Annotated in this window: 14 protein-coding genes and 6 pseudogenes; 12 read left to right on the forward strand and 8 right to left on the reverse strand. The window is 70.7% G+C overall.

The window, feature by feature from the left end; all coding sequences use genetic code 11:
- The first annotated feature begins 84 nt into the window (after positions 1–84).
- The 6 genes and pseudogenes from OG223_RS01505 to OG223_RS01530 all read left to right on the forward strand — a co-directional run.
- Entirely contained in the window at positions 85–3,396 is a 3,312-nt protein-coding gene (locus OG223_RS01505) for an AfsR/SARP family transcriptional regulator (RefSeq protein ID WP_329265082.1), read from the forward strand.
- A gap of 458 nt (positions 3,397–3,854) precedes the next feature.
- Positions 3,855–4,304: a spore-associated protein gene (locus OG223_RS01510; protein WP_329241197.1), complete on the forward strand. Its 450-nt coding sequence runs from the start codon at positions 3,855–3,857 to the stop codon at positions 4,302–4,304.
- Positions 4,305–4,781: 477 nt separating this feature from the next.
- Positions 4,782–5,192, forward strand: a pseudogene (locus tag OG223_RS01515) (STM4015 family protein); the annotation flags it as partial.
- Positions 5,193–5,266: 74 nt separating this feature from the next.
- Positions 5,267–6,203 (forward strand): annotated as a pseudogene (locus tag OG223_RS01520) (STM4014 family protein); the annotation flags it as partial.
- Positions 6,200–7,316, forward strand: a pseudogene (locus OG223_RS01525) (STM4012 family radical SAM protein); the annotation flags it as partial. The pseudogenes OG223_RS01520 and OG223_RS01525, both read left to right, overlap by 4 nt.
- A 9-nt stretch (positions 7,317–7,325) precedes the next feature.
- Positions 7,326–8,164 (forward strand): annotated as a pseudogene (locus tag OG223_RS01530) (STM4011 family radical SAM protein); the annotation flags it as partial.
- A gap of 353 nt (positions 8,165–8,517) precedes the next feature.
- Here the strand turns inward: OG223_RS01530 and OG223_RS01535 are convergent.
- From OG223_RS01535 to OG223_RS01560, 6 genes are all read right to left on the reverse strand, one after another.
- A complete protein-coding gene (locus OG223_RS01535; protein WP_329241199.1) occupies positions 8,518–9,525 on the reverse strand; it encodes an N-acetylglucosamine kinase in 1,008 nt (335 codons plus the stop codon).
- Complete coding sequence (locus OG223_RS01540; protein ID WP_329241202.1) at positions 9,518–10,801, reverse strand: 6-phospho-beta-glucosidase; 1,284 nt, start codon at positions 10,799–10,801, stop codon at positions 9,518–9,520. The genes OG223_RS01535 and OG223_RS01540 overlap by 8 nt, the downstream gene beginning before the upstream one ends.
- Before the next feature lie 40 nt (positions 10,802–10,841).
- Positions 10,842–11,705, reverse strand: a complete 864-nt coding sequence (locus OG223_RS01545; RefSeq protein ID WP_329241204.1) for a carbohydrate ABC transporter permease — start codon at positions 11,703–11,705, stop codon at positions 10,842–10,844.
- Positions 11,702–12,700: a carbohydrate ABC transporter permease gene (locus OG223_RS01550; RefSeq protein ID WP_329241208.1), complete on the reverse strand. Its 999-nt coding sequence runs from the start codon at positions 12,698–12,700 to the stop codon at positions 11,702–11,704. Before OG223_RS01550 ends, OG223_RS01545 begins: the two co-directional genes overlap by 4 nt.
- 2 nt (positions 12,701–12,702) lie before the next feature.
- Positions 12,703–14,052, reverse strand: coding sequence for an ABC transporter substrate-binding protein (locus OG223_RS01555; protein ID WP_329241211.1), 1,350 nt, complete (start codon positions 14,050–14,052; stop codon positions 12,703–12,705).
- 132 nt (positions 14,053–14,184) lie between these two features.
- Positions 14,185–15,396: an ROK family transcriptional regulator gene (locus OG223_RS01560; protein ID WP_329241213.1), complete on the reverse strand. Its 1,212-nt coding sequence runs from the start codon at positions 15,394–15,396 to the stop codon at positions 14,185–14,187.
- 251 nt (positions 15,397–15,647) lie between these two features.
- On the opposite strand from OG223_RS01560, the pseudogene OG223_RS01565 reads away from it, so the two are divergent.
- The 3 genes and pseudogenes from OG223_RS01565 to OG223_RS53870 all read left to right on the forward strand — a co-directional run.
- Positions 15,648–16,184: pseudogene (locus tag OG223_RS01565) on the forward strand (transposase); the annotation flags it as partial.
- A gap of 375 nt (positions 16,185–16,559) precedes the next feature.
- Positions 16,560–19,577, forward strand: a complete 3,018-nt coding sequence (locus OG223_RS01570; RefSeq protein ID WP_329241216.1) for a glycosyl hydrolase — start codon at positions 16,560–16,562, stop codon at positions 19,575–19,577.
- 284 nt (positions 19,578–19,861) lie between these two features.
- A pseudogene (locus OG223_RS53870) lies at positions 19,862–20,080 on the forward strand (DUF5959 family protein); the annotation flags it as partial.
- Here OG223_RS53870 and OG223_RS53875 read toward each other — a convergent pair.
- On the reverse strand, positions 20,054–20,392 hold the full coding sequence (locus OG223_RS53875) for a transposase (protein ID WP_443073828.1): 339 nt from the start codon (positions 20,390–20,392) through the stop codon (positions 20,054–20,056). The pseudogene OG223_RS53870 and the gene OG223_RS53875 overlap by 27 nt on opposite strands.
- Positions 20,389–20,811 (reverse strand): transposase, encoded by a 423-nt coding sequence (locus tag OG223_RS01575; protein WP_329241218.1) that lies wholly within the window; start codon positions 20,809–20,811, stop codon positions 20,389–20,391. The genes OG223_RS53875 and OG223_RS01575 overlap by 4 nt, the downstream gene beginning before the upstream one ends.
- Before the next feature lie 87 nt (positions 20,812–20,898).
- Between OG223_RS01575 and OG223_RS01580 the strand changes: the two genes are divergently transcribed.
- From OG223_RS01580 to OG223_RS01590, 3 genes are read left to right on the forward strand one after another with little or no spacing between them, the layout of a single operon-like run.
- On the forward strand, positions 20,899–21,291 hold the full coding sequence (locus OG223_RS01580; protein ID WP_329241220.1) for a hypothetical protein: 393 nt from the start codon (positions 20,899–20,901) through the stop codon (positions 21,289–21,291).
- A gap of 4 nt (positions 21,292–21,295) precedes the next feature.
- On the forward strand, positions 21,296–23,926 hold the full coding sequence (locus tag OG223_RS01585; protein ID WP_329241223.1) for a substrate-binding domain-containing protein: 2,631 nt from the start codon (positions 21,296–21,298) through the stop codon (positions 23,924–23,926).
- Positions 23,926–25,299, forward strand: a complete 1,374-nt coding sequence (locus tag OG223_RS01590; RefSeq protein WP_329241226.1) for an extracellular solute-binding protein — start codon at positions 23,926–23,928, stop codon at positions 25,297–25,299. Before OG223_RS01585 ends, OG223_RS01590 begins: the two co-directional genes overlap by 1 nt.
- Positions 25,300–25,494: the final 195 nt, after the last annotated feature.

Below are 25,494 nucleotides of genomic sequence, written 5' to 3' on the forward strand. Positions count from 1 at the left end.
CCCGGCGGCAGCCCCGGCTTACGGGGGTTGCTGACGGCTATGCGCTACACACTACTCGGACCGGTCGGAATGGATTTCGAGGACATGCCGCTGGCGGTGAAGCGTCCGCGGTGCCGGGCAGTCTTGGCCTATCTACTGCTGCACGCCAACCACGTGGTCTCCACGCGGCAGTTGATCGACGCGCTGTGGGGCGGCTCGGAGCCGCAGACGGCCCGCTCGCAGATCCAGGCCGACATCTCGGTGCTGCGCCGCGTGTGCCGCGATGCCGGAGCCAAGATCCCGGTCGAGAGCCGGGCCCCCGGCTATTCGATCGCCGTCGACGACGGCGAGCTCGACCTGGACGTCTTCCGCAGCAGAATGGCCCGGGCCCGCCAGGAGGCCGCGCGCGGCGACAGCCGCTCGGCGGTGGGCCTGATCCGCAAAGCGCTCGCGCTGTGGCAGGGCATGCCGCTGGCCGACATCGCGGTCAGCTACGCCGAGTCCGCGCAGACCCAGCTGACCAGCCTGCGCCTGACCGCCTATGAGGATCTGGCCGACCTGGAGATCAGCGAAGGGCACCACGGCGCGCTCATCGACGACCTGATGCCGCTGGTCGCGGCACACCCCCTCCACGAGAACCTGCGGGTGAAGCTGATGCTCGCGCTGTACCGCTCAGGCCGTCAGACCGCGGCGCTGGAGCAGGCGCGCGAGTTGCGCTCGCTGCTGGCCGAGCAGCAAGGGCTCACCCCGGGCCGCGGGTTCACCGAGATGGAACAGGCGATCCTGCACGCCGATCCCTCGCTGGACGCCATGGCGCCGAACCCGCCGGCCGAGACGCCGCACACGAAATCCGAGCACGAATCGGCCCCCGAACCCGACGCTTCCATGGACAGCGCGCTCCCCGATGCACCGGCCATGCCCTCGGCACTGCCGGTGCCCATGCAACTGCCGTCGACGCCGCATCTGGTAGGTCGGCAGGACCTGCTCGACCAGCTCGACGACTTCCTGGCCGGGAGCCTGTCCGACGAACGGTTCCTGGGCACGGTCGCAGTGGTCGGCCCCGCCGGCGTCGGCAAGACAACGCTGGCCGTGCACTGGGGCCGTACGATGGCCGACCGCTTCCCCGACGGCCAGCTCTACATCAACCTGCACGGCCACGACACGCAGCGCGCGATGACCCCGGCGCGGACGATCGCCCGCGCGCTGCGCTCTCTGGGGCTGCCCCGGGACGCCATACCGGCCGAGACGGACGAGCTCATCGACCTGTACCGTTCGACGGTCGCCGGCAAACGCCTGCTGGTGCTGCTCGACAACGCCCGGTCGGTCGACCAGGTCCGCCCGCTGCTGACCACCGGGGCGGGCTCGGCGACCCTGATCACCAGCCGGTTCCGGCTGACCGGCCTGGTCGTGCGCGACGGGGCGCGCCAGGTGTCGGTCGGGCCGATGTCGCCGCAGGAGGCCGAGCATCTGCTGGAGCGCATGCTCGGCGCCGAGCGCCTGCGCACCGAGCCGGGCGCGACCCACAGCCTGGCCGAGGCGTGCGGACGAATACCGCTGGCGCTGAGCATCGCGGCGGCCAACATCGCCAACCATCCACTGGCATCGATCACCGACCACATCAGGGACTTACTCGACGGCAACCGTCTGGCCGTGCTCCAGACTCCCGGCGACAGCGACAGCACGATGCAGACCGTCCTCGGACAGTCCTACGACGCTCTGGACCCTGACACCCGCCACATGTTCCGCTGCCTCGGACTCTCCCCAGGACCGGACTTCACGGTCGCGGCGGCCGCGGTACTGGCCGGCCTGAGCCAGGTCGAAGCCGGCCGGCTGGTGGACCGCCTGCTGGACGCCCACCTGATCGGTGAATCGGCGCCGGACCGCTTCGCCCTCCACGACCTGACCCGCCTGTATGCGCGAGCGCGCGCCGAAGCCGAGGACTCCGGGCCCGACCGCGAGACGGCACGCGACCGTCTGACCAACTGGTACCTGGAACGCACCCTTGCGGCGCAAGCGCTGGCTTTCCCCGGGTACGCCCGTCTGTCCGGCGCGGAGCACTCCCCCGGCGCGGACTTCGACACCGCGGGCGAGGCGCTGGCCTGGTTCGACACCGAGATCCCGAATCTGATCGCGGCCCTGCACGACGACCCGCTCGGCACCCACACCTGGCGGATCGCCGACGGACTTCGCCCCTACTTCGCCACCCGGATGAACGTCGGCGACTGGATCGACGCCGCCAACGCCGCCATCATCGCCGCCGAGCGCCTGGGCAACGCCGAAGCCCGGTTCAGCGGGTGGTACAGCCTCGCGCACGCGAACATGAGCGTGAGCGACTACCCGAAGGCGATGGGAAGCTTCAAGACGGCCCTGTCGATTGCGCGCGCCGTCGACCACCGCCACGGCATCGCCGGCTGCGAGAACTTCATCGCGCAGATCCTGATCTTCACCGGGCACCTCGACGAGGCGGCCCGCCGCCTGGAGTCGGTGATGCCCGCGGCACCGTCGGCTCCCAGCACGTCCAGCACGGTGGTCACCCTCTCCCGGCTCGGCGAGGTGTACTTCGAACAGGGCCGCCTGGCCGACTCGCTGCGCGTCCGGTGCCAGGCACTGGAACTGGCCACAAAGGCCGGCGCACGAAATCAGGAACCGTACGCCCTGGTCAATCTGGCCATCGTGAAGCACGCCCTGGGAGACTTGGAGGAAGCCGACACGCTGTACACCCAAGCCCTGATCATCCTCGGGGAGTTCGGCGACACCGATCTGGAGTCGGCGGCCCAGAGCGAGCTGGCCACGGTCCATCTGGACGCCGGACGGCTGGAGGCGGCGCGCGAGTGCGCGGAGAACGCGCGGCGCCTGGCGCAGGGTCTCAAGGCGCCTCGTTGGGGCTGGCTTGCACGCAGCGTCCTGGCGACGATCAACCGGGATCCGGAAGAACACCTGTCGGCGGTCCTCCTGGCGGACGAGTCGGGAAACCCGGGCTGGCACAGCCGGGCCCTGGGGGCGACCGCGGCCACGGCCGAGGCCCTGGGGCGGCCCGACGCCGCGCGCGACTACGCCTACCAGGCACTGCAACTGGCGGTGACCCACGGCTACCGCATGTCCGAGGCCGACAGCCTGCTCGTCCTGGCCCGGACGCAGACACCGGGCAGCCCCGAAGCCCACGACTTCGCGCTCCGCGCGCTGGCCATCCATCGGCAGACCGGACGCCGCCTGGGCGAGCAACAGGCGCGAGCGCTGCTGGAGGAGTGGGGAACAGCCGAGCCGACCGCCCGAGTAACCCGCCTGATCCCGAATCCCGCCTGGCAGACACCTCCCCCCAGCTGCATCGGGGTTCCGCAGCGGTGGGCCGCCGACCGGCGGCCGACCAAAGCGATCCCTCCCTCCTTAGAGATCGGGCCCGCAGCCATGGACCAATGATCGCCGCCCCGACCGGCGTGGGCCGCGCCACGTGATCTGGTCACGCCCAGCTCTGAGCCAGACCTGGGTGAACTCCTTCGACACATAGTGCGCCCAGGGGTTGTGGCGAGAATGCGCCGACATCCGCACGCTGTCGTGCTCTTGGGCGGATCCGCGAACGCGGGGCGCCAGGCGCGGACGGCCCCTGGTCACCCGGGCCGCCGCCTGGCGTTCCCGGCTTGCGACGTCCCCGGACGAAGACCGCGGCCGTGACGGCGCGGCGCGACCCGTCGCGCGGACGGCGGGCCCGGGCGGCGCCGCAACCTCCCTGCCCACCCAGGTCACAGCCACCCGGCCGTGTGCCCAGCCCGCCCGGTCAACTCGGCCGGATCGAGCCGGTGTCGGGTCACAACCCTGCGCGACCGGCACGTGTCTGACCTGTCAGGAGCAACGAACTCCTAAGACCATAAGGGGGAAATATGAGGCTCAATCATTCTATTCTCGCCTGTACCGCGATGGCGGCCCTGGCAGTCGGCGCGACGACCGTTGCGGCCGGCCCCGCCTCCGCAGCACCGAACACCACCGCGCAGAAGGTCTGCGGAAGCAGCTACAAAACCGTCAACTCCGCGCCCGTCGGCACGCAGGGCACCGTCTACCTGACCTACAACGCCTCCAACGGCAAGAACTGCGTCGCGACCATCCGCACCAACCCTGGCACCGCGCACGACATGGGCGCGTGGATCTACGTCCCCGACACCGGCGAGTACGCCCAGGACGAGGGCGCGTACACGTCGTACGCCGGACCGACCTATGTCCAGGGCAAGGCCCACTGCGTCGACTGGGGCGGCCACATCGACAACGTGTACGTCTACGTGACGGGCTCCAACTGCGCCGCGCTGAAGGAGCACCGGGTCACCACGGTTCGCTGACCCGCGGAGCACTGCCGCGGTCCGGCCCCCTCCCGCCGGCCCGGGGGCGGGCCGGACCCCTTCACCGACCCCGATGCCCCTCGTCCCCGCGCCGGCGCGGGCAGCCCCCGGCCGCAAGCGGCGGAACCATGCCCCTGACGCGGGGCTCCCGCACCCCGCCGCTCCGCCTCCGCGACCTGCGCGACACTCAGCCCGCCCCCGGCGCCCGACCGCCACCCGGGCCACCTTCTCGACACTCCCCATCACGGGCCGTCCTCCCGTGCCCACTCCAGACCGAGCGCGGCCATCTGCGCGCGGCGCCCAGGGCCCAACCTCCCAGCCCGGTGCCAACCGATGTGCCGGACACGGGGCAACTCTCCCCGGGGGATGGGTCGGAGGGGGAAGAAGCGGTCCGCCGGGCGGCTGACGGTGCGGGGTGCGCAGGTGATCATGCCGTTGGATGCCGCCTCTGCCCGATGGATCCTGCGTCGGTGCCGGATGCGCGGCATCGGCGCCAGTGACCCGCCCGCCCTGGAGCACCTCGACCTGTGGATCGGCACGCCGGACTACGGCGGTGACAGCGAGGCCGCCGACCTGGAGCCGATCCTGTCCGGTGCCCGGCTGCCGCGCCTTCGCCATCTGGCCCTGCGCAACAGCGAGATGCAGGACGCGGTGGCCGCCGCGATCGCCGCCGCCCCGGTGGTGGAGCGCCTCGAGGTGCTGGACCTGTCAATGGGCGTGCTGACCGACGAGGGCGCCGCTGCGCTGCTGAGCGGGCAGCCGCTGACGCATCTCAAGAAGCTGGATCTGCACCACAACCACCTCAGCGAGACCGTCGCGGAGCGGATACGGCAGACACCAGTGCCGGCAGGCGTGGACGTCGACCTGGACCGTGACGACGCCGAGTAGGACACGGAGGACGACGACACGGTCTGGTGCTACGTCGCCGTTGGAGAGTGACCGCGTCCGCGGCGGCCGGGCCGATCGTCACCGCGTCGCCCGCCCGTGCCGGCCCCCTGTTCGCGGTGGTCCGCAACCCCGAGAACCGCAGGGTGTCCCTCTTCGCGGACGCCGTGCGCGCGGCCGGGCTGCCCGCACCCCGCGTCATCGCCTGGGCGGACGTCCTGAGCTCGCGGGGAGCGGACTTCGCCGCCGACGAGGTCGTCCGGGTCGACTCCCCCGGCGAGAACCCGTCGGTCGACCGGCTGCTGCGGGGTGCCTCGGACCCCACCCGGGTGGAGGGCTCGGCCCGCTGGCACACGCGGTTCACCGCCGCGCTGCGCACGCTGCGCGGCGGCATCCCCCTCGCCGACCCGGACGAGTTGGCGGTGCTGTTCGACAATCGGGCGTGTCACGCCGTACTGGACGCGGCCGGTGTGCCCGTCCCGGACTCCCCCACGTCGGGTCCGCACGACGCGCGCGTGCACGGCTGGGACGACGTACGGGCGTTGATGCGCGAGCACAGGATGCCCCGGCTGTTCGTCGAGCCCGCCCACGGGCCGTCGGCGTCGGGTGTCCTCGTCGTCGACACAGCCGGCGGCGGCCGGGGCAGGCTCACCACATCCGTCGAGACCGGTCCGGACGACGCCCTCCACAACTCCCTGCGCGTGCGTCACGTCACGACGAGCGGGAGGTCGCACGCATCGTGGACGCGCCGGCGCCGGACCCCCTGCATCTCGAACGCTGAGTGCCGAGGGCCTCCCAGGCGGGCCGTGCCGCGGATCTCCCGGTGGTCGTCGTGGCCGGCCGGGCCACCCACGCGGTGGTGCGCACCAGTCGCGGGCCGCTGACCAACCTGCATCTGGGAGGCAGCCGCGGGGCCTCGACGGCGTCCGACGGGCCGTCACCGCCGCGGGCGCCCGGTGGTCCGACGTCCTGGATGTGTGCGAGCGCGCCGCGTCCTGCTTCCCGCACACGCTTATCTCGACGCCCTGGAGCGGCAGGCGGACGCCGTCCGGGCCACGCTCGGCGACGGAGACCCGGTGCGTTTCGCCACCGCGGCGTTCGGCGGCGGCACCCCGACCTTCCTCACCGCGCCCGAGCTGGAGCGCCCGTGCGACATCGCCGAGCGGCACATGGGCGCCGACCTGCGCGCGGTCCCGCTCTCCGTGGAGGCCTCGCCCGCCACGGCCACCGCAGGCCGGCTCGCCGTCCTCGCCGACCAGGGCGCGACCCGCCTCAACCTGGGCGTCCAGAGCTTCGTCGACTCCGAGGCCAGGGCCGCCGTACGCCCGCAGCGCCGTGCCGACGTGGAGGCCGCGCTCGGCCGGATCCGGGACACCACCGTCTCCCTTCTCGACATCGACGTCATCTACGGCATCGACGGCCAGCCCGAGCGGAGCCGGCGCGAGTCCCTGGACGCGGCCCCGGCCTGGCGGCCCGAGGAGCTGTACCTGTACCCGCTCTACGTCCGCCCGTTGACCGGCCTCGGCCGGCACCACGGGGACGCCGGAACCGACCCGGTGTGGGACGCGCCGCGGCTGCGGCCGTACCGGGCGGGGCGTGACCACCTCCTCGCACGGGGCTGTGTCCAGCAGTCGATGCGCATGTTCCGCCGGGCCGACGCCCCCGCTCCAGGACGCCGACGACTACGCCTGCCAGACTGACGGCATGATCGGGCTCGGCTGCGGGGCCCGCTCGTACACGTCGACGCTGCACCACTCCTTCGACTACGCGGTCGGCATGCACGAGATCCGCGGCATCATCGACGACTACGTCACGACAGCCGACTTCGCGCACACGGAGGTCGGCTAACGCGTGGACGGACGCGAGGCACGTCGCCGCCATCTCCTGCAGTCCCTCCTCCAGGCCGAAGGCCTGTCCGTCGCCGACTACCGCACCCGCTTCGGGAGTTCGCCCGACGACGACTTCGGGGCGGAGGTAGGCCGACTGGCCGGGCGCGGCTGGCCGACCGGGGCGACGGGGGACCTGTTCGTCCTGACCCCGGAAGGACTGGCCCATTCCGACGCCGTGGGGCCGGAGTTGTTCTCCCCCGAGGTGCGGTCCGCCATGGCCGCCTACGAACGGAAGTGACGGACCGTCATGGATCTCACCGTCCTGTACCGGGGGCCGCTCGTGTCCTGCGACTACGACTGCCCCTACTGTCCGTTCGCCAAGCGACGCGACTCGACCGCCCAACTTTACGCGGAGCGGGGGGCGTTGGAGCGCTTCGCGCGGTGGGCGACGGACAGCGAGGACAACCTGTCGCTCCTGTTCACACCGTGGGGCGAGGGATCGGTCCGCTCCTGGTACCGGCGCACCCTGACCGAGCCGTCCCGGCTGCCGCATGTGCGCGGGGTCGCCATCCAGACCAACCTGAGCTGCCGGACGGGCTGGCTCGCAGAGGCCGATCTCGACACGCTCGCCCTGTGTGCACGTACCACCCGAGCCAGACCACCTACGACCGTTTCCTCGGCAAGTGCCATGAGCCGGCCGACCGCGGGGGGCGGTTCAGTGTCGGCGTGTTCGGCCTGCCCGTCCATCTGATGGCGTCCCGTCGGCTCCGCGACGACCTGCCCCCGCACGTCCATCTCTGGGGCAACGCCGCCGAGGGGCACCCCCACGACGACGTCGAGGCCGGCGACTGGACCGCGCTCGCCCCCCTCTTCCCGTACAGCCGGCACTCGCACCGCAGTGCCGGACTTTCGTGCCGTACCGACGAGTCCGTGATCTCGGTCGACGGCGCCGGCACGGTCCGCCGCTGTCACTTCGTCCGGGACGAGCCGGGGAACCTGTACGACGGTTCCTACCGGGCGGCGTTGCGGCCGCGCGCGTGTCCGACGGCCGTCTGCGACTACCACATCGGCTATGTCCACCTGGAGTCCCTGCCCCTGTACGACGTCTTCGCGGGCGGTGTCCTGGAGCGGGTGCCGTCCGTCCTTCCCCGACAGGGCACCGCGTGCCCTGCCCATCACGGCGCGGGCGATGTCCGGCGGAGGCGGCGGCGAGGGATCGGTCCGCTGTCAGGGCGAGTTCGGGGACGGCGGGGGTGCGTCGGGCGTGGGCCGGGCGGATGCCGCAGAGGGAGCAAAGTGGCGCGCAAGGTCAAGGAGTTGGAATCAGGCCCGCGCAGTGCTCCGAGTACCGGCTCGAGTCCATGAACCTGCCGGTGGCTCCGCAGCCGTGCCGACGCCGGGTGTGGGGAAGGGGCTCTGCCGGTTCGCGGGCAGTGCCCCTTCGTCATTCCCGCGTCAGCGCCGACGCAGACCCGCGTTGGGGTGTCGCGCACCCATCGCTACGGTGGCGTCGCGAGCAACGGCGGTGGTTTCCGGTCGGCGACGGCCTCGCGGAGCCGCCGTTGCGCCTCGGCCGGAGCCCCCGCGGTCAGGAGCGCCTCCCTCAACGCGCCCGCGACCGGCGGTATATCGAGGACCCGGGGCCGGGCCAGCGGAGCTTCCGTGGCCAGCCGTCCGCTGATGTGGTCGCGCAGCAGCACCTGGTCGTTCTGCAGCGTGCCACCGCCGAGCACCACCGGTGTCGGGGTGCGCAGAAGGCGGAGGCGGCGCAGCAGGGCGGTGACCATGGCTACGATCTCGTCACCGAGGCGTTCGACGATGCCCCGCGCCACGTCGTCGCCGGAGGCGGCCGTCGCGAAGACCAGCGGCGCCAGGCCGTGCAGCGCGGTCATCGGCAGGTCGCCACTGCCGACTGCCAGCGCCACGGACTCCACGCTGTGCAGCCCGAAGTGGCCCGGCAGTTCCTGCCGCAGCCGGGTCGCCGGGCCCCGTCCGTCGCCCGCACGGACGGCGGCCCCCAGGCCCGCCCGGGCCACGGCGAGCCCGCCTCCCCAGTCGCCGGTGATGTCCCCGAGGGAGAGGAAGCGGGCCGAGCGGCCCCCCGGATGGATCGCGGCCGCGTTGATGCCGGCGCCGGAGACGACCGCCACTCCCCAGCCGTCGGGTGCGCCGGCCTGGAGGACGGCGAGCGTGTCGTTGCGTACGAGGGTCCGGTCGGCCACGTCCAGTCGGGTCAACTGCCCCAGCGCCAGGCGTTCGTCGGTGCGCCGGTCCACGTTGGCGAGGAAGTACGCGCCGACCGAGACCGGGGTGGTGTCGGGCAGGCCGGCCTCCGCCAGCGCGTGTCGGCCCAGGCGGGCGAGCCGGTCGGTGGTGGTCTCCATTCCCTCGGTGTGCGGACGGGTGCCCGCGCCGCGTACCCAGGACAGCAGCCGTCCTTCGGTGTCCGCGAGGACGAGGTCGGTCTTGGAGTTCCCTCCGTCGACGCCCACCACGAGGTCAGGCATCGGCAGCCTCGTTCGCGAAGTACCGGGGCAGATGCGGGCGGTTGGCCTCCAGCAGCGCGTTCAGCACTGCGTCCGCCCGGGCCCATTCGCGGACGAGCGGGTTGGCCAGGAGGGCGCGCCGGGCCACCGAACGGTCCCCCGTCAAGGCTGCCTCGACGGTGAGTGTCTCGTACGCGGCGACTGCCTGGACGAGCCCGAGCATCTCGGGTGGCAGGGGCGGTACGGGGACCGGGTGGGGACCGGACGCGTCGACACGTGCCGGAACCTCGACCACCGCCTCGTCCGGTAGGCCGGCGAGGACTCCGTTGTTGCGTACGTTCACGTAGTGGTGGGCGCCGTCGCCGGTGAGCAGGCTGGTGACCAGTGCCGCCGCGGCCTCGCTGTAGTGGGCGCCGCCGCGTTGCCGGAGCAGTTCGGGTTGGCGGTCAAGCGCGGGATCGGCATAGAGGGTGAGCAACTCCTTTTCGATGGCGATGACTTGGTCGGCGCGGTGCGCTCCGGCCTGCTGGGCCCTCACCTCGTCGTCCGTGCAGTAGAAGTAGTGCAGGTAGTAGGAGGGGATGGCGCCCAGGTCGCGCAACACCCCTGCGGGGACGCGGACTTGAGCCGCGAGGTCGTCGAGCGCCTCGCCGGTCAGGAGTTCCGGCAGGCGGTCCACTCCGTCGACGGTGACCGAGCGGATCCAGGACAGGTGGTTGAGGCCGGCGTGACCGAGTCGTACCCGGTCGGGGTCGGTACCGAGGCGGGCGGCCAGTTGCCGCTGGAACTTGATCGCCACGTTGCACAGGCCGACCGCGCGATGGCCGGCGTCCAGCAGTGCGCGGGTGACGATGCCGACGGGGTTGGTGAAGTCGACGATCCAGGCGCCGGGTTCGGCCCGGCGGCGTACCTCGGCGGCGATGTCGAGGACCACGGGCACCGTGCGCAGGGCCTTGGCGAAGCCGCCGGGGCCGGTGGTCTCCTGGCCGAGCAGGCCGAAGCGGTTCGGCAGGGTCTCGTCGACCAGCCGGGCCGCCTGCCCTCCCACCCTGAGCTGGACGAGCACGGCGGCGGCTCCGTCCACCGCGGTCGCGAGGTCGGTGGTGGTGGTCAGGCGGCCCGGGAAGCCGTGCCGGGCGAGGATACGGCGGGAAAGGGCGCCGATCACGGCGAGGCGTTCGGCGTCGATGTCGTGCAGGACGAGTTCGTCGACCGGCAGCACCTGGGCGCGGCGGGCGAAGCCCTCGATCAGTTCGGGTGTGTAGGTGCTGCCACCGCCGACAACGGTGATTTTCAAGAGAGTGCTCCTTGACCAACTGGGGTTGCGGCGAGGGTTGTCAGCCCTTGACGCCGGTCAGTGCGATGCCCTCGACGAAGACCTTCTGCGCCAGGAAGAACAGGATCAGCACGGGCAGCAGGAACATCAGCGAGGCCGCCATCTGGAGTTGGTACGCGTTCTGGTGGCCGTTCTTGGCAAGCTGGCTCAGGGCCACGGCGAGGGTCTGGCCGGTGTCGCTGTTCCCCGTGTAGAGCAGGGGGTTGTAGAAGTCGTTCCACGCGTAGAGGAACGCGAAGAGACCCACGGCGGCGATCGCCGGTTTGGCCATGGGGATCAACACCCGCCACAGGATGCGCAGTTCGCCCGCGCCGTCGACCCGGGCCGCCTCGGTGAACTCGTCGGGGATGGTGAGGAAGAACTGGCGGAGCAGGAAGATGCTGAACGCGTCGCCGAAGAAGGACGGGACGATCAGCGGCTTCAGGGTGCCCACCCAGCCGATGTGCGCGTACATGACGTACAGGGGCAGGCTGGTGACCTGGGCCGGGATCATCATCGCGGCGAGGACGACGAGGAAGACGCCCTCCCGGCCGCGCCAGCGCAGCCGGGCCAGCGCGTAGGCGACGGGTACCGAGGAGATGACGACGCCGATCGTGGACAGGCCGGCGTAGAGCATGGTGTTGAGGAGGTCGCGGCCGAACGGCATGGCCCTGAAGACCTCGTGGAAGTTGCCGAACTCCCAGGGCGAGGGCCACAACGAGCCGGTGCCCGCCTGGTGTTGGGTCATGAACGCGGTGAGTACGCCGATGGTGAGCGGCAGGAGGAAGCAGAGGGCGACCGCCACGGCCGGTGCGTGCTCCGCCAGCAGGTACAACAGGCGTCGACCGGTGCGAGGGTGACGCTTCGTCAGGTCGAGGGTGCTCATCGGCCGCCTCCGGCGTGGTGCACGAAGCGGCGCGAGACGCGGATGAACACCACGGTCGCCGCGAAGATGACGAGGAACAGCAGCCAGGCCATGGCCGAGGCGTAGCCGGTCTTGAAGTAGGCGAAGCCCTGTCGGTACAGCTCGGTGGAGTAGAACAGCAGCGAGTTGGCGGGGTAGCCGATGAGGTCGTTGCTGGAGGAGGTGGCGTTGGCCGAACTGGAGGCGACGAACGCCTCGGTGAAGTACTGGAACGTGTAGATCATCCCGGTGAGCAGGGCGAAGAAGATGACCGGGGAGATCGCCGGCAGGGTGACGCTGCGGAACTTCTGCAGTGCGCCGGCGCCGTCGAGTTCGGCGGCCTCGTACAGCTCGCGGGGTACGTCGAGCATGGCGGCGGAGAAGATCACCATCACGTTGCCGCTGGCCCACAGCGCCATCAGGACGAGGCTGGGCTTGGACCAGGCGGGGTCGGAGAACCAGCCGGGGCCGTCGACGCCCACCCATCCCAACAGCCGGTTGAGCGGGCCGACCGGGTTGAGCAGCACGATGAACGACAGGGCCGAGGCCACGACCGGCACCATCGACGGCAGGAAGAACAGGGTGCGGTAGACGGCCCGCCCGCGCTTGACCCGGATGATCACCCAGGCGGTGAGCATGGCCCATCCGGTGCGCAGCGGCACCATGACGACAACCATCCACAGCGTGTTGCGCACCGCCACCCAGAAGGTGTCGGACTCGGTGAACAGGGCGCGGTAGTTGCGCAGTCCGACGAACTGGACGGGCCGGTAGGAGCCGGCCTGGAAGTCGGTGAGCGAGTAGTAGAGCGTGGCCGCCACCGGGTAGAGCACGAAGACGGCGAAGCCGATGACGAACGGCGACAGGAAGGCGAGGACGACCCACCAGCGGGCCCGGCTCGGGCTGCGCCGCCCGCCCCGGGCAGGGCGCGTGCGCGCCGTGCCCGGGGCCTCGCCGACGGGGGCGAGGACGGTCGTCATCTCTACTGCCCGCTCTCGGAGTTGAGGCTGTCGATCTTCTTGCCGACCGTGGCCAGTCCGCTCGCGGCGTCCTTCGTCTTGCCCTGTTCGTAGTCGAGCAGGAACGCGCGCCAGGTGTCCATGTCCTCGACGCCGGCCGGGGTGACCGCCTTGTAGGAGGAGTGCGTGTTCTCGAATATGTCGACGAACGGCTTCCAGTGCGGGTCGTCGCGCTTGTCCCAGGCCTTGAGCGCGGCGAACGTGGTGGGGATGTTGTAGACCGTGTCGGCGAGGGTGTTCAGGAACGTGGTGTCGGTGGTGAGTTGCTGGAGTGCGAAGAACGCCTCCTGCTTGTGCTTCGAGCCTGCCGACAGATAGGCGACGGTGCCGAGGGTGCTGCCCGCGCCGTAGGTGCCGGACGATCCGTCGAGGACGGGCATCGGTACGACGCCGTAGTCGAAGTCCTTCTTCTCCGTGGCGATCTCACCGACGTGCCACTCGCCGTCGTACTCCATGGCCGCGGCGCCGGTCAGCAGCGGGTTTCCCGCGTCGTCGGCGTGCGGCTGGTAACGGCCCACGAACTTCTGCACGTTCGCCGTGCCGTAGTAGTCGATCAGGTCCTGGTCCCAGGCCAGCAGTTGCCGCCACTTGGGGTCGGAGGCGAAGGTCGTCTTGCCGTCCTTGCCGTAGAACTCGGTGCCGCTGTGCGCGCCGACGAAGAGGTACCGGTTGACGTCGTAGTCGGAGCGGGGGACGAAGCCGTAGGTCTTGATGGAGCCGTCCGCGTTCTTGACGGTCAACTTCTTGGCGTCGGTGGTCAGTTCGGCGAGGGTCGTGGGTGGCTTGGTGATGCCGGCCGCGGCGAACATCTTCTTGTTGTAGTAGAGGGCGAACGCGTCGGTCAGCAGCGGCAGTGCGCACTGCTTGCTCTGGTAGCGCGTGTAGACGAGCGTCGCGGGCGGGAAGGTCTTGGCGGTGTCGATCTTCGCCGAGGACAGGTACGGACTCAGGTCGGTGACCGTGCCGTTGTAGCAGAACTTCGCCACGTTGTCGGGCGTGGAGCTGATGAACACGTCCGGCGGATCGCCCGCGGCGACGGCCTTGGCGTAGGCGGCGTCATCCTTGTTGGGCACGAACTTCACGGTCAGCCACGGGTACGTGGCGTGCAGCCGGCTGAGGGTGGCCTTGAACGCGGCCACTTCGTTGGGGAGGTGGTTGAACGTCCACACCGTGACGGTGGTGGCCTTGTGCGAGGCGCCCGGCGATATCGCAGAGTCGGGTTGTGACGAGGTGGATCCGGTCGACGTACAGCCTGCCAGCAGCAGTACGCCGGCGGCCGTGACGGCCGTAGCCCCGGTGATAGCTTTGAACACTGATCGTCCTTCCTCGGAGATGGCATTCCCTGGGTGACGGATCGGTCGGTCGATCGGGCACGGCAATGCCCGGTGACGTGTGCGGCGGCGCTGTCCGGCAAGACGGCGTCGCCGCGGTGTTTCACACTGCGGTCAGGACAGAGACGACGGTGACTCTGTCTGCGGGACGGGAGTGGTGGCGGCGGCGAAGGCGGCCTCGCGGGCCAGCTCCGCCGACATGGTGGTCGCTCCGGTGAGCACGGCGTCCTGGCCGAGGCTCGACGCGACGACAGGCGGCCGGAACGTACTGAAGTCGGCCAGGTGACGGGCGACCGGTTCGAGCAGCAGGTCGCCGTTGGCGCCGATGGCGCCGCCCAGCACGATGAGTGCCGGGTCGATGAGGGGTACGACGCAGGCCACCACGTAGGCGACGCTGCGGGCCGTGTCGTCCACGATCTCCAGCGCGCCCGGGTCCCCGGTGCGGGCGAGTTCGAAGACGGTGCGCGGACTGCCGTCGCCCGGCAGTCCGAGGCGCTGCGCCCGGTCGCTGATGTAACGGGCGCCCAGATGTTCCTGGACGAGGTCCCGGCGCTGTCCGACCGGGGCGACCATACGGTCGCTGGGCAGGTAGCCGGCCTCTCCTGCGACTCCGGTGGCGCCGCGCCGGACCCGGCCGTCGACAACCAGACCGAGGCCGAGTCCGACGCCCAGGCTGACGAGGACGAAGTCGTCGGTGTCGGTACCGAGGCCGTGGGTGCTCTCGGCCAGCGCCGCGAGATTCACGTCGTTCTCCAGGACCAACGACACCGGGATCGCCCGGCCGAGCGCGGCGCCGAACCCCTGCCCGGAGTCGGGCAGTCCGGCGGCGTACGACAGGTGTCGTCCGTCGGGGCCGACGGCGGCCGGCAGTCCCGCCACGACCTGGGTGATGTCCGCCAGCGGCCGGTCCACCTGCCCGGCCAGGTCGACGCACATGTCCAGGATCTGCGCGACAAGCGCGTCCGCACCCTGATGCCCCCGCTGTTCGGACTCGGCGCGCCCGCGCACCCGGCCGGTGACATCGGCGACCGCGGCACGGATCTTGCGGTGACCGACGTCCACGCCGATCGCGAAAGCGCAGTCGGCGTTGACCCGGTACTGGGCCGGTGCCGGGCCCTTGCGGCCGGTCGCCGGGCCGACCTCGGTGATGACTCCGCGCTCCAGCAGCAGCGCGACGGCGGCGGCGACGGTGGGCCGGGAGAGGGTGATCCGCCCGGCCAGGTCGGTGGTCGTGACCGGGCCCGCCTCGTCGATCGCCTCCAGCACGGCACGGCCGTTGAGCGAGCGCAGCAACTGCTGCGGGCCTGCTGGATAACGGCGGGTCACCGGGGCCTCGTCTCGACATTCGAGCCTGTAGGAAAGAAAGTTGCTTATTTATACGCGGACCCATGGCCGGAATCAACCCTTCGACCGCACCACGCCACCCAGACCCTGCGCGAGCCTCCTGCACCGGGGAGTGAGCCCCTGCCGATCCGGCTCACGTTCCCTGCCACCCCCGGTCGGCCCGGCCCGACTGGCGATCGGTGCGGCATCGCGGGTCAGCGGGCGCGAGGAAGGGGCTCGACCGGTTCGGGGAGGTCGGCGACAGCGAGTCGAAGCCGTTCTGGACGAAGTTCCTGCGCTCCTTACGGGCCCGCGGCCTGAACAACGTCCAACTGGTCATCTCCGACAGCCACAGCGACCTGGCGGCCACCATCCGCACCATCTTCGCGCAGACCACCGGCGAGGCCGTCCGCACCTGACTGAACGTGGTGGCCGACATGCTCGGACGGCAGTTCCCCCAGGTCAAGCCCATGCTGCTGAACGCCGCGACGGACATCACCGCGTTCGCGGACTTCCCACCGGTCCGCTGGAAGAAGATCTGGTCCACCAACCCGCTGGAACGCCTGAACCGGGAGACCAAACGGCGGGCTGACGTCGTCCACGTCTTCCCCAATCCCGCCGCCCTCGACCGGCTCGCCGCCGCGGCGCCGCCCGAACTCCACGACGAATGGCAGGTCTTCGACCGCCGCTATCTCTCCGAAGCCTCCATGGCCGAACTCCTCACAACGCAGCCGACCGCGGACGATCACCGGTTTCCGCCACAGCAGAAACCGAATCAGCTGGACCAGTGACTACACCACTCGACGGAACATCAGCGTGACGGAGAAGACGTGAGCAGGATCCGATTCCTTGCAGCCCCTGACACCGAGGGTTCTCGAGGCTTGCGGCACACCAGCGATCGCCGTCGAGCGCCGGCCTGTCGCAGAGGTCGCCGGTACGACATCCCCGGCCCTCCCGGCGGACACCGGCCCGCACCCGTCCGGCGCCCGGTCCGGCCCGCCATCTCGTCCAGGAGTGAATCGCTTCCGAACTCGTCCCGCTTCTCGGTGCCTTGAATCGTTGTCGTTCCTATTGACCTCAGTTCGAAGGGCAAATTAAAGTTCCCGCACCTACATTGATTGAAACGATTCAACACTCGCTCACCCGTGACAAGTTGGGGCTGAACCATGCACGAAACCCACCCGCAGCGTGGCGGTGCGACGCGTCGGTCGGTACTGGCGGCCGGTCTGACGACGGGCGTTCTCACGGCACTCGGTCCGGCGGCGAGCGCCGCGTCCTCCGGGACATCTGGCTCCACCGCAGCCGCGCCTACGGCGAGTTGGTTCGCCCAACCGGCCAAGGAGGTCCGGCCCAGGTTCCGTTGGTGGTGGCCGGACGGCCTTGTGGACCCGGTGGAGATCGCGCGGGAGATCGACCAGATGGCCGACGCGGGATTCGGCGGCGCCGAGATCGCGGCCGTGCACCACAGCATCACCGACACCTCGGTGCTGGACACCGCCCACCACGGGTGGGGAAGCGCAGCCTGGCGCGACGGTGTGAAGGCCGCGCTGCGGCAGGCGGCGCGCCGCGGGCTGACCATCGACCTCACCCTCGGCCCGAGCTGGCCCGTCGCCGTGCCCGGAGTCACTCCCGACGACGACGCCGCGGTGAAGGAACTCGCCTACGGCAAAGCCACGTTGACCGGCGGTGCGGCCTACGACGGTCCGGTGCCGGCCTCCGTCCACCCGGCCGCCTCCGGTGCCACCGTGCAGAAGCTCCTCGCCGTACAGGCCGCCCGCGTCAACACCGCCTACTCCAGCGGCAAGGCGACCGGCCTGGACGCCGACAGCGTCACCGACCTGACCGGCCAGGTGTCGGGCGGCAATCTGAGCTGGACCCCGCCCGACTCGGCGACCTGGGTGATCCTGTCGTACTGGCAACGGGGTTCGGGGCAGCAGCCCGAGGCAGGGCCGCACTCCTCCCCCGCCGCGTATGTCGTCGACCACTTCAGCGCGGCGGGGACCTCGGCCGTCACCCGCTACTGGGATTCCACGATCCTGGACTCCACGCTCCGTCAACTCCTCGGATCGGCGGGCGGCACATTCTTCGAGGACTCCGTCGAGTTGGAGACCAAGGGGCTGCAGTGGACGCCCGGCCTGCCCGCGGCCTTCCGCGAGCACACCGGACGCGACCTGCTGCCGCATCTGCCGGCCGTCGTCCTCGACAACGGCAACCAGATCTTCGCCTTCGAGGCGCGGCTCACCCAGGAGATCCGGCACGACTTCTGGGAGACCGTCTCCGGCCTGTTCAACAAGCACCACCTCGGGGCGCTCAAGTCCTGGGCGCACGGACACGGCATGAAGATGCGGTCCCAGCCGTACGGTCTCCAGACCGACGCCATCGCCTCGGCGGCCGTTCTCGACGTCCCCGAGGGCGAGTCGCTCGGCTTCAAGAACCTCGACGACTACCGCTGCCTGGCGGGCGGGCGTGACATGGCCGGTCGCCGCATCCTGTCCTGCGAGGCGGGCGCGTACGCGGGCGGCGCCTACAACACCACGTGGGACAAGTTCCTGCGCACCATGGGCGGGGCGTACGCGGCGGGCGTCAACCAGACCGTGATGCACGGCTTCTCCTACGCCACCGCACCGGGCGTCAGCTGGCCCGGCTTCGCCGCGTTCAGCCCCTACAGCGGGGCCCCGGGATACGGCGAGTCGTGGGGGCCTCGGCAGCCGACCTGGCGCCATGTGCCCGACATCGCCGCCTACCTCGGCCGCGTCCACGAGGTGCTCCAGTCGGGCACCGCCCGCGCGGACATCGCCGTCTTCCGGCAGACCGGCTACACGGCGACCGGCATCGGGGCCTCCTGGCTGACCTCGACGGGCATCCCCCTCGGCTGGACCCACCAGTTCCTGAGCGGACCACTGCTCGACCTGCCCACCGCCAAGGTCTCCGGCAAACGCCTCGCACCCGACGGACCCGCCTACAAGGCCCTGTTCCTCGAAGGCGACTTCTTCTACGGCTCCAACCCGACGTTGGCCGTCGCGGACGCCGGCAAACTCCTGAGGTTCGCGCGTGCCGGCCTGCCCATCGTGCTCCTCGGCGCCTTCGACCAGGCGCTCACCCCGGGTCTCCCCGACGACGGGGAACAAGCCGAACTCCGGTCTCTCACAGCCCAGTTGCTCGTCCTGCCGAATGTCCGCCGGATCACCGACAAGACCCTGGTCGGTGCGGCGTTCGCGGAACTCGGCGTGTCCTCCGACGCCGTCTACTCCGTGTCGTCGACCCTGCTGAACGCCCACCGGGTCACCCACGACGCCGACTTCTACTACCTGTGCAACGGCAAACACGCCGAGACCGTCAAGCCGGCCGTCGCCCTCATCGACCACGACGTCACGCTGCGCGCCACCCGCCGCAAGGGCTCTGGCGCGGTCCCGTACCTGCTGGACCCATGGAGCGGGCGGGTCACCCGGCTCGCCCAATACACCCAGGACGGCGACGCGTTCACCTTCCGCGTCACGCTCCAGCCGGGCGAGAGCCTCGTCGTCGCGCTGGGCGGCCCGGGACTGTTCGGGGACCGCAGCGGCAACCGTCCGCACGCAGTCGCCACCGACGCGGACAGTGTGCTCTTCGCGGACGGATCACTGACCGTACGCGCCTTTGCGGCCGGGACCCGCACCACCACCCTGTCGAGCGGCCGCAAGGTCACCACGAAGATCCCTGAGGTGCCGGCGGCCGTCACCCTCGACCAGTGGACGCTCTCCGTCGACGACTGGCAGCCCGGCGCCAACGCGACCACCACCACGATCGTCACGCACACCCTCGTCCTCGACGCCCTGCTGCCCTGGTCGCAGATCCCCGAACTGGCCGACGTGGGCGGCATCGGCCGCTACCGGACGACGGTCACGCTGCCGAACACCTGGACCTCCGGCACGGGAGCCCTGTTGCGGCTGGGCAGTGTCAGCGACACCTGCCGGGTCACCGTCAACGGGACACCGCTCGACCCCGTCGACCGGCTCAACCCCGTGGTGGACCTCGGCAAACATCTGCGCCGCGGCGCCAACACCATCGAAATCGAGGTGGCCACCCCGCTGTTCAACCGGCTGCGGATCAGCAACCCCACAGTGTTCGGCACGTCCGCGAGGCAGAACTACGGTCTGGTCGGACCGGTCCACCTCACGCCGTACGTGCAGCAGACGGTGGCCTGAACCCCGGCACCACCCCGGGGTGACCCGGTGCGGGCGCCATCGTCAGCACGGATCCCGGCAACCGTAGACGTAGACGGCTGCCGGGATCCGTAGCACTGTTCGTAGACCCTCCTTGGGTTTCACGGCCGCCTTGCTCCTCTCCTCGGTCGCCCTCAGGTCCCCTCAGGTCCTCTCCGGTGGCCCCTGCCCCTGTCGCCAAGAACTCCTGGCGCGACAACCGACCAGGACCAGTTCGCGACTCGTGCATGATGATCGGGAACGTTCGGGGTTTGGAGGACTCGTGGATGAGGGCGAGGGGTGAGCCTGATCTGCCTGATCGACCCGGACAGCAGTGTCCGGGTCCGCGTTCTGCGGACAGGCACAGGCCTGGGGACACGCTGTACAACAACTACCCCGATGCCGAACTCGTCATCACGAGCGCCTTCGCCGGCGGGCGCCTTGGCCTGTGCCTGTCGCCAGAAGCCATGGACGACTGGTCAACGACCCTGGACAAGCTCTCCGACGGAGAGGGCACGGTCGAATGCCGGTGGCCGACCGCCGCGGTTGTGCCGGTGTCGCTGCTGGTCCGCTTTCTCCGGGAGGGTGCAGGCGATGCCGCGTTTGCGCAGGTAGGCGCGGAATCCTCGGGAGCTGTAGGCCTTGTCGGCGATGACCTGGGCTGGTTTGGAGCGGGGACGTCCACGTCCGGTTCGCAGGACCCGGATCCGTTCCAGGAGGGGACGTGCGCAGATGCTGTCGTGGCGTTGGCCGGGCGTCAGCAGGAGCGCGAGCGGGCGACCCCTGCCGTCGCAGGCGAGATGGATTCTGGTGGTCAGGCCTCCTCGGGATCGGCCGAGGGCGTGATCGTCTGGTTCGTCCGGCCGGTGGGTCCCCCTTTTCGGCCGGTGGCGGCGGCGTGCCGGCGGGCGCGGACGATGGCGGAGTCGGTCTGGACGGGCCAGTCGATGTCGCCGGCCGCGTCCGCATGGGCCCGGATCTGCTGGAGGGCCCGGGTGAACACGCCGTCCGGCGCATAGCGGCGGAAGCGGGTGTAGACCGTCTGCCATGAGCCGTGGCGATCTGGCAGGTCACGCCAGGAGATCCCGGTCCGGATCTTGTAGACCATCCCGCTGACGCCCCGCCGATCCTCCACACACGGTCGGCCCGTCGCGGCCCGCAGAGTGAGTGCAGCGAGTAACTCCCAATCCTGATAGGTCAGTTCATGGCGACCTATCACCCCACCATGATCCACCATCCGGTGATCTTCGAAGACGCACCCTAGGACCTTCCGCGCACTTTGCACCCTCCCCCATAGCCAACAGTGGTGCCATGATGGTGAGTTATGGCTGAGGGGGATGGAGTGGCCGACCAGGACAGTGACCGGGAGCGCGACCGGGAGATCCGCATCCGGCTGGACAGAACCGCCGGTGAGCGGGATGTCGGCGCATTGATGGCGTGGCTGGCACGGGAGGAGCCGCTCGAAGAGCTGCTGCGCGCGAACCGGTTGCGGATCGACGAGGGGCAGTCGAGCGAGCCGGGACCCGGTGCGCCGATGGGGGTCGGGGCGGAGATCGTCGTGGTGCTGGTCGGCGCCGCCGCCGGACCCGTCTTCAGCCAGTTGGTGCAGGACATCAGGCGGGGCGTCGACGCCTGGCGCACCAACCGGCGCGACGTCGAGCACGGGCCGTCGCCCGAGGCCGACGTACGTGTGGCGAACCCCGACGACGACGGGTAGCCCCGTGCCCGCCTACGACCCGCGTGGAAAGGTGAACCGGGCGCTGCTGGTCGGTGTGTCCGAGTACGACGTCACCGAGCCGCCGCACGGTGTGCCCGGCGATCTTCCGGCCGTCAAGCACAACGTGAACCGGTTGCGGGATGTGCTGACCCAGGGGCGGGTGTTCGGCGAGCACGAGGTCAGGGCGGTCCGGTCGCCGTCGCTCGACGAGTTCAACCACGCGCTGCGGACGGTCGTCCAGGAGTCCGAGGGCCTGCTGCTGTTGTACTTCGCCGGTCATGGCGCCATTCCCATGGCGGGCCACGAGTTGTTTCTGCAGATGCGCAACGCGAGCGTGATCGCGGGCGCGCACGCCGTCTTTCCGGGCGCCGAGATGTTCACCACCGTGCTGTCCGTGCTCGCCACCAGCCGGGCCGAGCGGATCGTGGTCGTCCTCGACTGCTGCTTCGCCGGGAACGCGGGCTCGGTCTGGGAGGACTTCCGGGACAAGCGACGCGTGCTGCTGCTGACGAGCGTGCAGGCCAACCACCGTATCGACGCGGGTGATCCGAGGACACCGACGCCGTTCACCGAGCATCTGGCACGGCTTCTCGACCGGGACGAACAGGTGTGGTTCGGGGAACTCTCCCGCGAGTTACGGCAGTTGATGAGCACCAGCAGCCACAGGACCGTGCGCGGTGATCCCTGGGACCCTCGCGGACGGGCGGAGCCCGACGAGGACGTGCTCCTGTCGGCACGGAAGGTACCATCGCCCCCACCTCCGCCCCCGGCACCGCTCCTGACTCCGACTCCGCCTCCGCCGCTGACTCCGACTCCGGTTCCGCCTTCCCGGACCCAACACCCGGTCACAACACCGGTGTTACGGCGGACCCGGGAAGCGCTCCGCACCTTCGTCCGCACCTGCGCCGCCGCGGTCGTCACCTGGATCGACCGCTTCTGGCCGGTCTCCGGGACCGCCACCCGTATCACCCTCGTCCTGGCCCTCGCCGCCGCCGGACTCGGTTCCTACGGCATCTACACCCTCGCCGCCGGTTCCCCCTCCTGCGGTCCGCCCCTCGAACTGCGGCTGTTGACCGACCCGGACCTGGAGTCCACCGTGCGCGCGGCGTCCGACGCCTATCTGACGTCGGACGCGAACACCACCGGCGACGGCTGCCGGCGCAGCGGGATCACCGTCTACAGCGCGGGTGCCGCCGACGCGGTCACCGCGCTGCACCGGCAGTCCGCGGCCTGGCAGGAACCCCGTGACCCCGACACCGATCCGCAGCGGGACGTCGGTCCGCAGCCGGACATCTGGATTCCCGCCTCGGCCGCCGACGCCGAACGGGTCACCGCCCACCCGGACCCGGACTCCGTCGTCACGCTCACCCCGGACTCCGAACCCTTCGCCTACTCGCCGCTCGTGCTCGCCGTACCGGAGCACATCGCCGCCCCCGAGTCCCTGCGTACCGGGCATCAACTAAACGAGCTGATCGACGAGTTGCGCGGCCGGGACTCCCATGCCGAAGTCGCCCGGCCCGACCCGGAGTTCACCGACGCGGCGCTGCTCGCCACGATGGGCCTGTACCGGGACGCCGCCCAACCGGACACCGCGGAGGGCCTGGTGCGTCAGCCGGGGCCGCCTTCCCCCACCGCCGCCGATCTGCTGTGCACGCTGCCCGACGACGACACCGTGGACAACCGGACGGCCGCGCTGGTCCCGGAGTTCCTGCTGAAGAGCGGTGTCGGCTGCGACCGTACGACCCGCAGTCGCCGGATCGCCGAGTACCCGGACGACACGTCCGGCATCGAGCCGACGTACGTCCGTGTCGGCTGGCAGGGCGCCACCCGTGACCAGCCGGCGCGGGACGCGGCGGCCGAGGACTTCCACACCTGGCTCACCGGGAACGGGGGGCTGGCCGTGTTCGCGGCGGACGGGTTCCGCTCGGCCACCGGTGACCGCGTCCTGCTGGACACCCGCTCGGTCGCCCCCGGGGTGGAGCGGACACCCGGTCCGGTGCCCGGGCCCAACGCGGTGCAGATGGACGTCGAGCTCGCCGCCTACCGGGGTGCCAACGGGCCCGGCCGGGTGCTCTTCCTCATCGACGACTCCGGTTCCATGGAAGCCCACTGGGAGGGGGCGAGCGGCGGACCCGGGCTGCTGAAGCAGTCCCTCGGCGGGTTCGGCAGCAAGGACGAGTACGGGGTGTGGGGCGTCTCCGGGCTGACCGGCGGGCACTTCTACACCGAGCTGATCTCCTTCGCCCCGCATCACCGCGCGGACGCGGAGAAAGCCATCGACAAGAAGGCCGAGGTCCAGGACGCCGAGGCCGATCCTCATACCGCGCTGCTCGCCGCGCTCGACTACATGGCGCACCGGGGCACCGACGACGAGCATCCCCGGCTGATCGTGTACGTCACCGACGACGAGGACAACAACCGGCTGACCGGCGCCGGTCTCGACGCCGTACTGAAGAAGGCCCGTTCGGTGAAGGTGCCCGTCGCGATGGTGTCCCTGGTCAGCGGCGGCTGCGACAAGGGCAAGCCGGACGCGCAGGTCTCCGACGCGAGCGGCGGCCGGTGTCTGGACGCCGACGAGGACCTCGGCGCGGGCCTGCAGGACGAGGTCGCGCGCACCGGGATGGGAGACGACTGATGGCTCGACGGCGTTTGTGCACAACGGTGTTGCTGCCCCTGCTGCTGGTCGCCGGGTGCGGTGGCGGGCAGACTTCGCGACAGCCCGCCGACTCCAACTCCGACTCCGGTCCCGGCAAGATCGTGGTGGCCAGCGGGCGGGACGTCACCGGCAAGGGCGGGGTCCGCGAGCAGCTCATCGACGCCTGGAACCGGCAGCAGGAGAAGACGGGTTCGCGCTACCAGGCCCGGCTGGTGGAACTCCCCGGCAACGCCGACGAACAGCGCAGCCAACTGCTCGGCGCCCTCCAGTCCGGCAGCGCCGCCTACGACGTGGTCAACCTCGATGTGACCTGGGTACCGGAGTTCGCCGCCGCCCACCTCGTCCGCCCGCTGCCCGACGACGAGATCGACGCCGATGTCATCAACTCCGTCGCCGGTACGGCCCGTTGGGACGGCAAGGTGTACGCGGTGCCCTTCAACAGCGATGTCGGGCTCCTCTACTACCGCCCCGACCTGCTGCACAAGGCGGGCGTGCGGCAGACGGATCTCAGCAAGGGCATCAGCTGGAAGCAGCTCCAGACCCTGAGCGGCGATGTCGCCCGCGCGCTGCCGAAGGTCGGGGGCTGGACCACACAGCTCGCCGCCTACGAGGGCCGTACGGTCAACGCGATCGAGGCGTTCGCGTCAGCGGTGCCGGACTTCGAGTTGACCGACGGCGACGGTCATTACGACGGTTCCGTGAAGGAGTTGACGGCCGGTATCACCGAACTCCGCTCCCGCACCGAGACGGCGTACACCCTCACGGACGCCGTCCACTCCGACGAGGCCGCCTCGCTCAGCGACTTCGCGGACGGAAGGACACAGTTCCTGCGGCAGTGGCCGTACGCCTACGGCTCCTTGTCCCAGTCGTTCTCGAAGGCGCAGCTCGGCGTGGCCCCGCTGCCCGGGCGCGCGGTGCTCGGCGGACAGAACCTCGCGGTGACCGAGTCGTCCCCACGGGCCGCGAAAGCGGCCGAGTTGATCCGCTACCTCACCGGCCGCCAGAGCGAACGCTGTCTGCTGGACGCCGGGTTCGCGGCGACCCGGACCTCGGCGTACGACGACGACAGCGTGACCTGCCCGGTCGGCGCCGGTGGCACCCCGTCCGCCTCCCCCACCGGCGAGAGCGCCGACCGCATGCGCCGCGATGCGGCCGGGCGCCCCGCGTACGCCCGTACGACCCTGCTTCCCGCGCTGCGCAAGGCGGTCCAGCGTCCGCGCACCCCGCTCTACGGCGCGTTCACCCAGACCTTCACCACCGAGCTGGGCCCGCTGTTCGGCGACGACCCGCCGAGCGACGCGGCGCTCGCGAAGACGCTGGACGCGGCGCTGCGGAAGGCACTGCCGGACTGATCACCGCGTGCACTGTCAGAGCGACCGTGACGGTGACGCCCCTTACGCCCGCCGTCCGCCGTGCGCCGTGCGCCGACAGCGCGATCCCGGTGACGTACGAGGCATCGTCCGGGCAGAGCCGGACCGTGGGGCCACGGCCGCCTCCCTACAGCCACCTCACCGACCTGAGCGCATTGATCCAGCACGTCCTACGGC

This window comes from Streptomyces sp. NBC_01478, from assembly GCF_036227225.1.
Classification (GTDB): Bacteria; Actinomycetota; Actinomycetes; order Streptomycetales; family Streptomycetaceae; genus Streptomyces.

Coding starts and splice junctions, on each gene's coding strand:
- OG223_RS01550 (WP_329241208.1), bottom strand. CDS start 12,700: ATGACGACCGTCCTCGCCCCCGTCGGCGAGGCCCCGGGCACGGCGCGC.
- OG223_RS01575 (WP_329241218.1), bottom strand. CDS start 20,811: ATGGTGGATCATGGTGGGGTGATAGGTCGCCATGAACTGACCTATCAG.
- OG223_RS01590 (WP_329241226.1), top strand. CDS start 23,926: ATGGCTCGACGGCGTTTGTGCACAACGGTGTTGCTGCCCCTGCTGCTG.
- OG223_RS01510 (WP_329241197.1), top strand. CDS start 3,855: ATGAGGCTCAATCATTCTATTCTCGCCTGTACCGCGATGGCGGCCCTG.
- OG223_RS01570 (WP_329241216.1), top strand. CDS start 16,560: ATGCACGAAACCCACCCGCAGCGTGGCGGTGCGACGCGTCGGTCGGTA.
- OG223_RS01545 (WP_329241204.1), bottom strand. CDS start 11,705: ATGAGCACCCTCGACCTGACGAAGCGTCACCCTCGCACCGGTCGACGC.
- OG223_RS01535 (WP_329241199.1), bottom strand. CDS start 9,525: ATGCCTGACCTCGTGGTGGGCGTCGACGGAGGGAACTCCAAGACCGAC.
- OG223_RS01505 (WP_329265082.1), top strand. CDS start 85: ATGCCGCTGGCGGTGAAGCGTCCGCGGTGCCGGGCAGTCTTGGCCTAT.
- OG223_RS01580 (WP_329241220.1), top strand. CDS start 20,899: ATGGCTGAGGGGGATGGAGTGGCCGACCAGGACAGTGACCGGGAGCGC.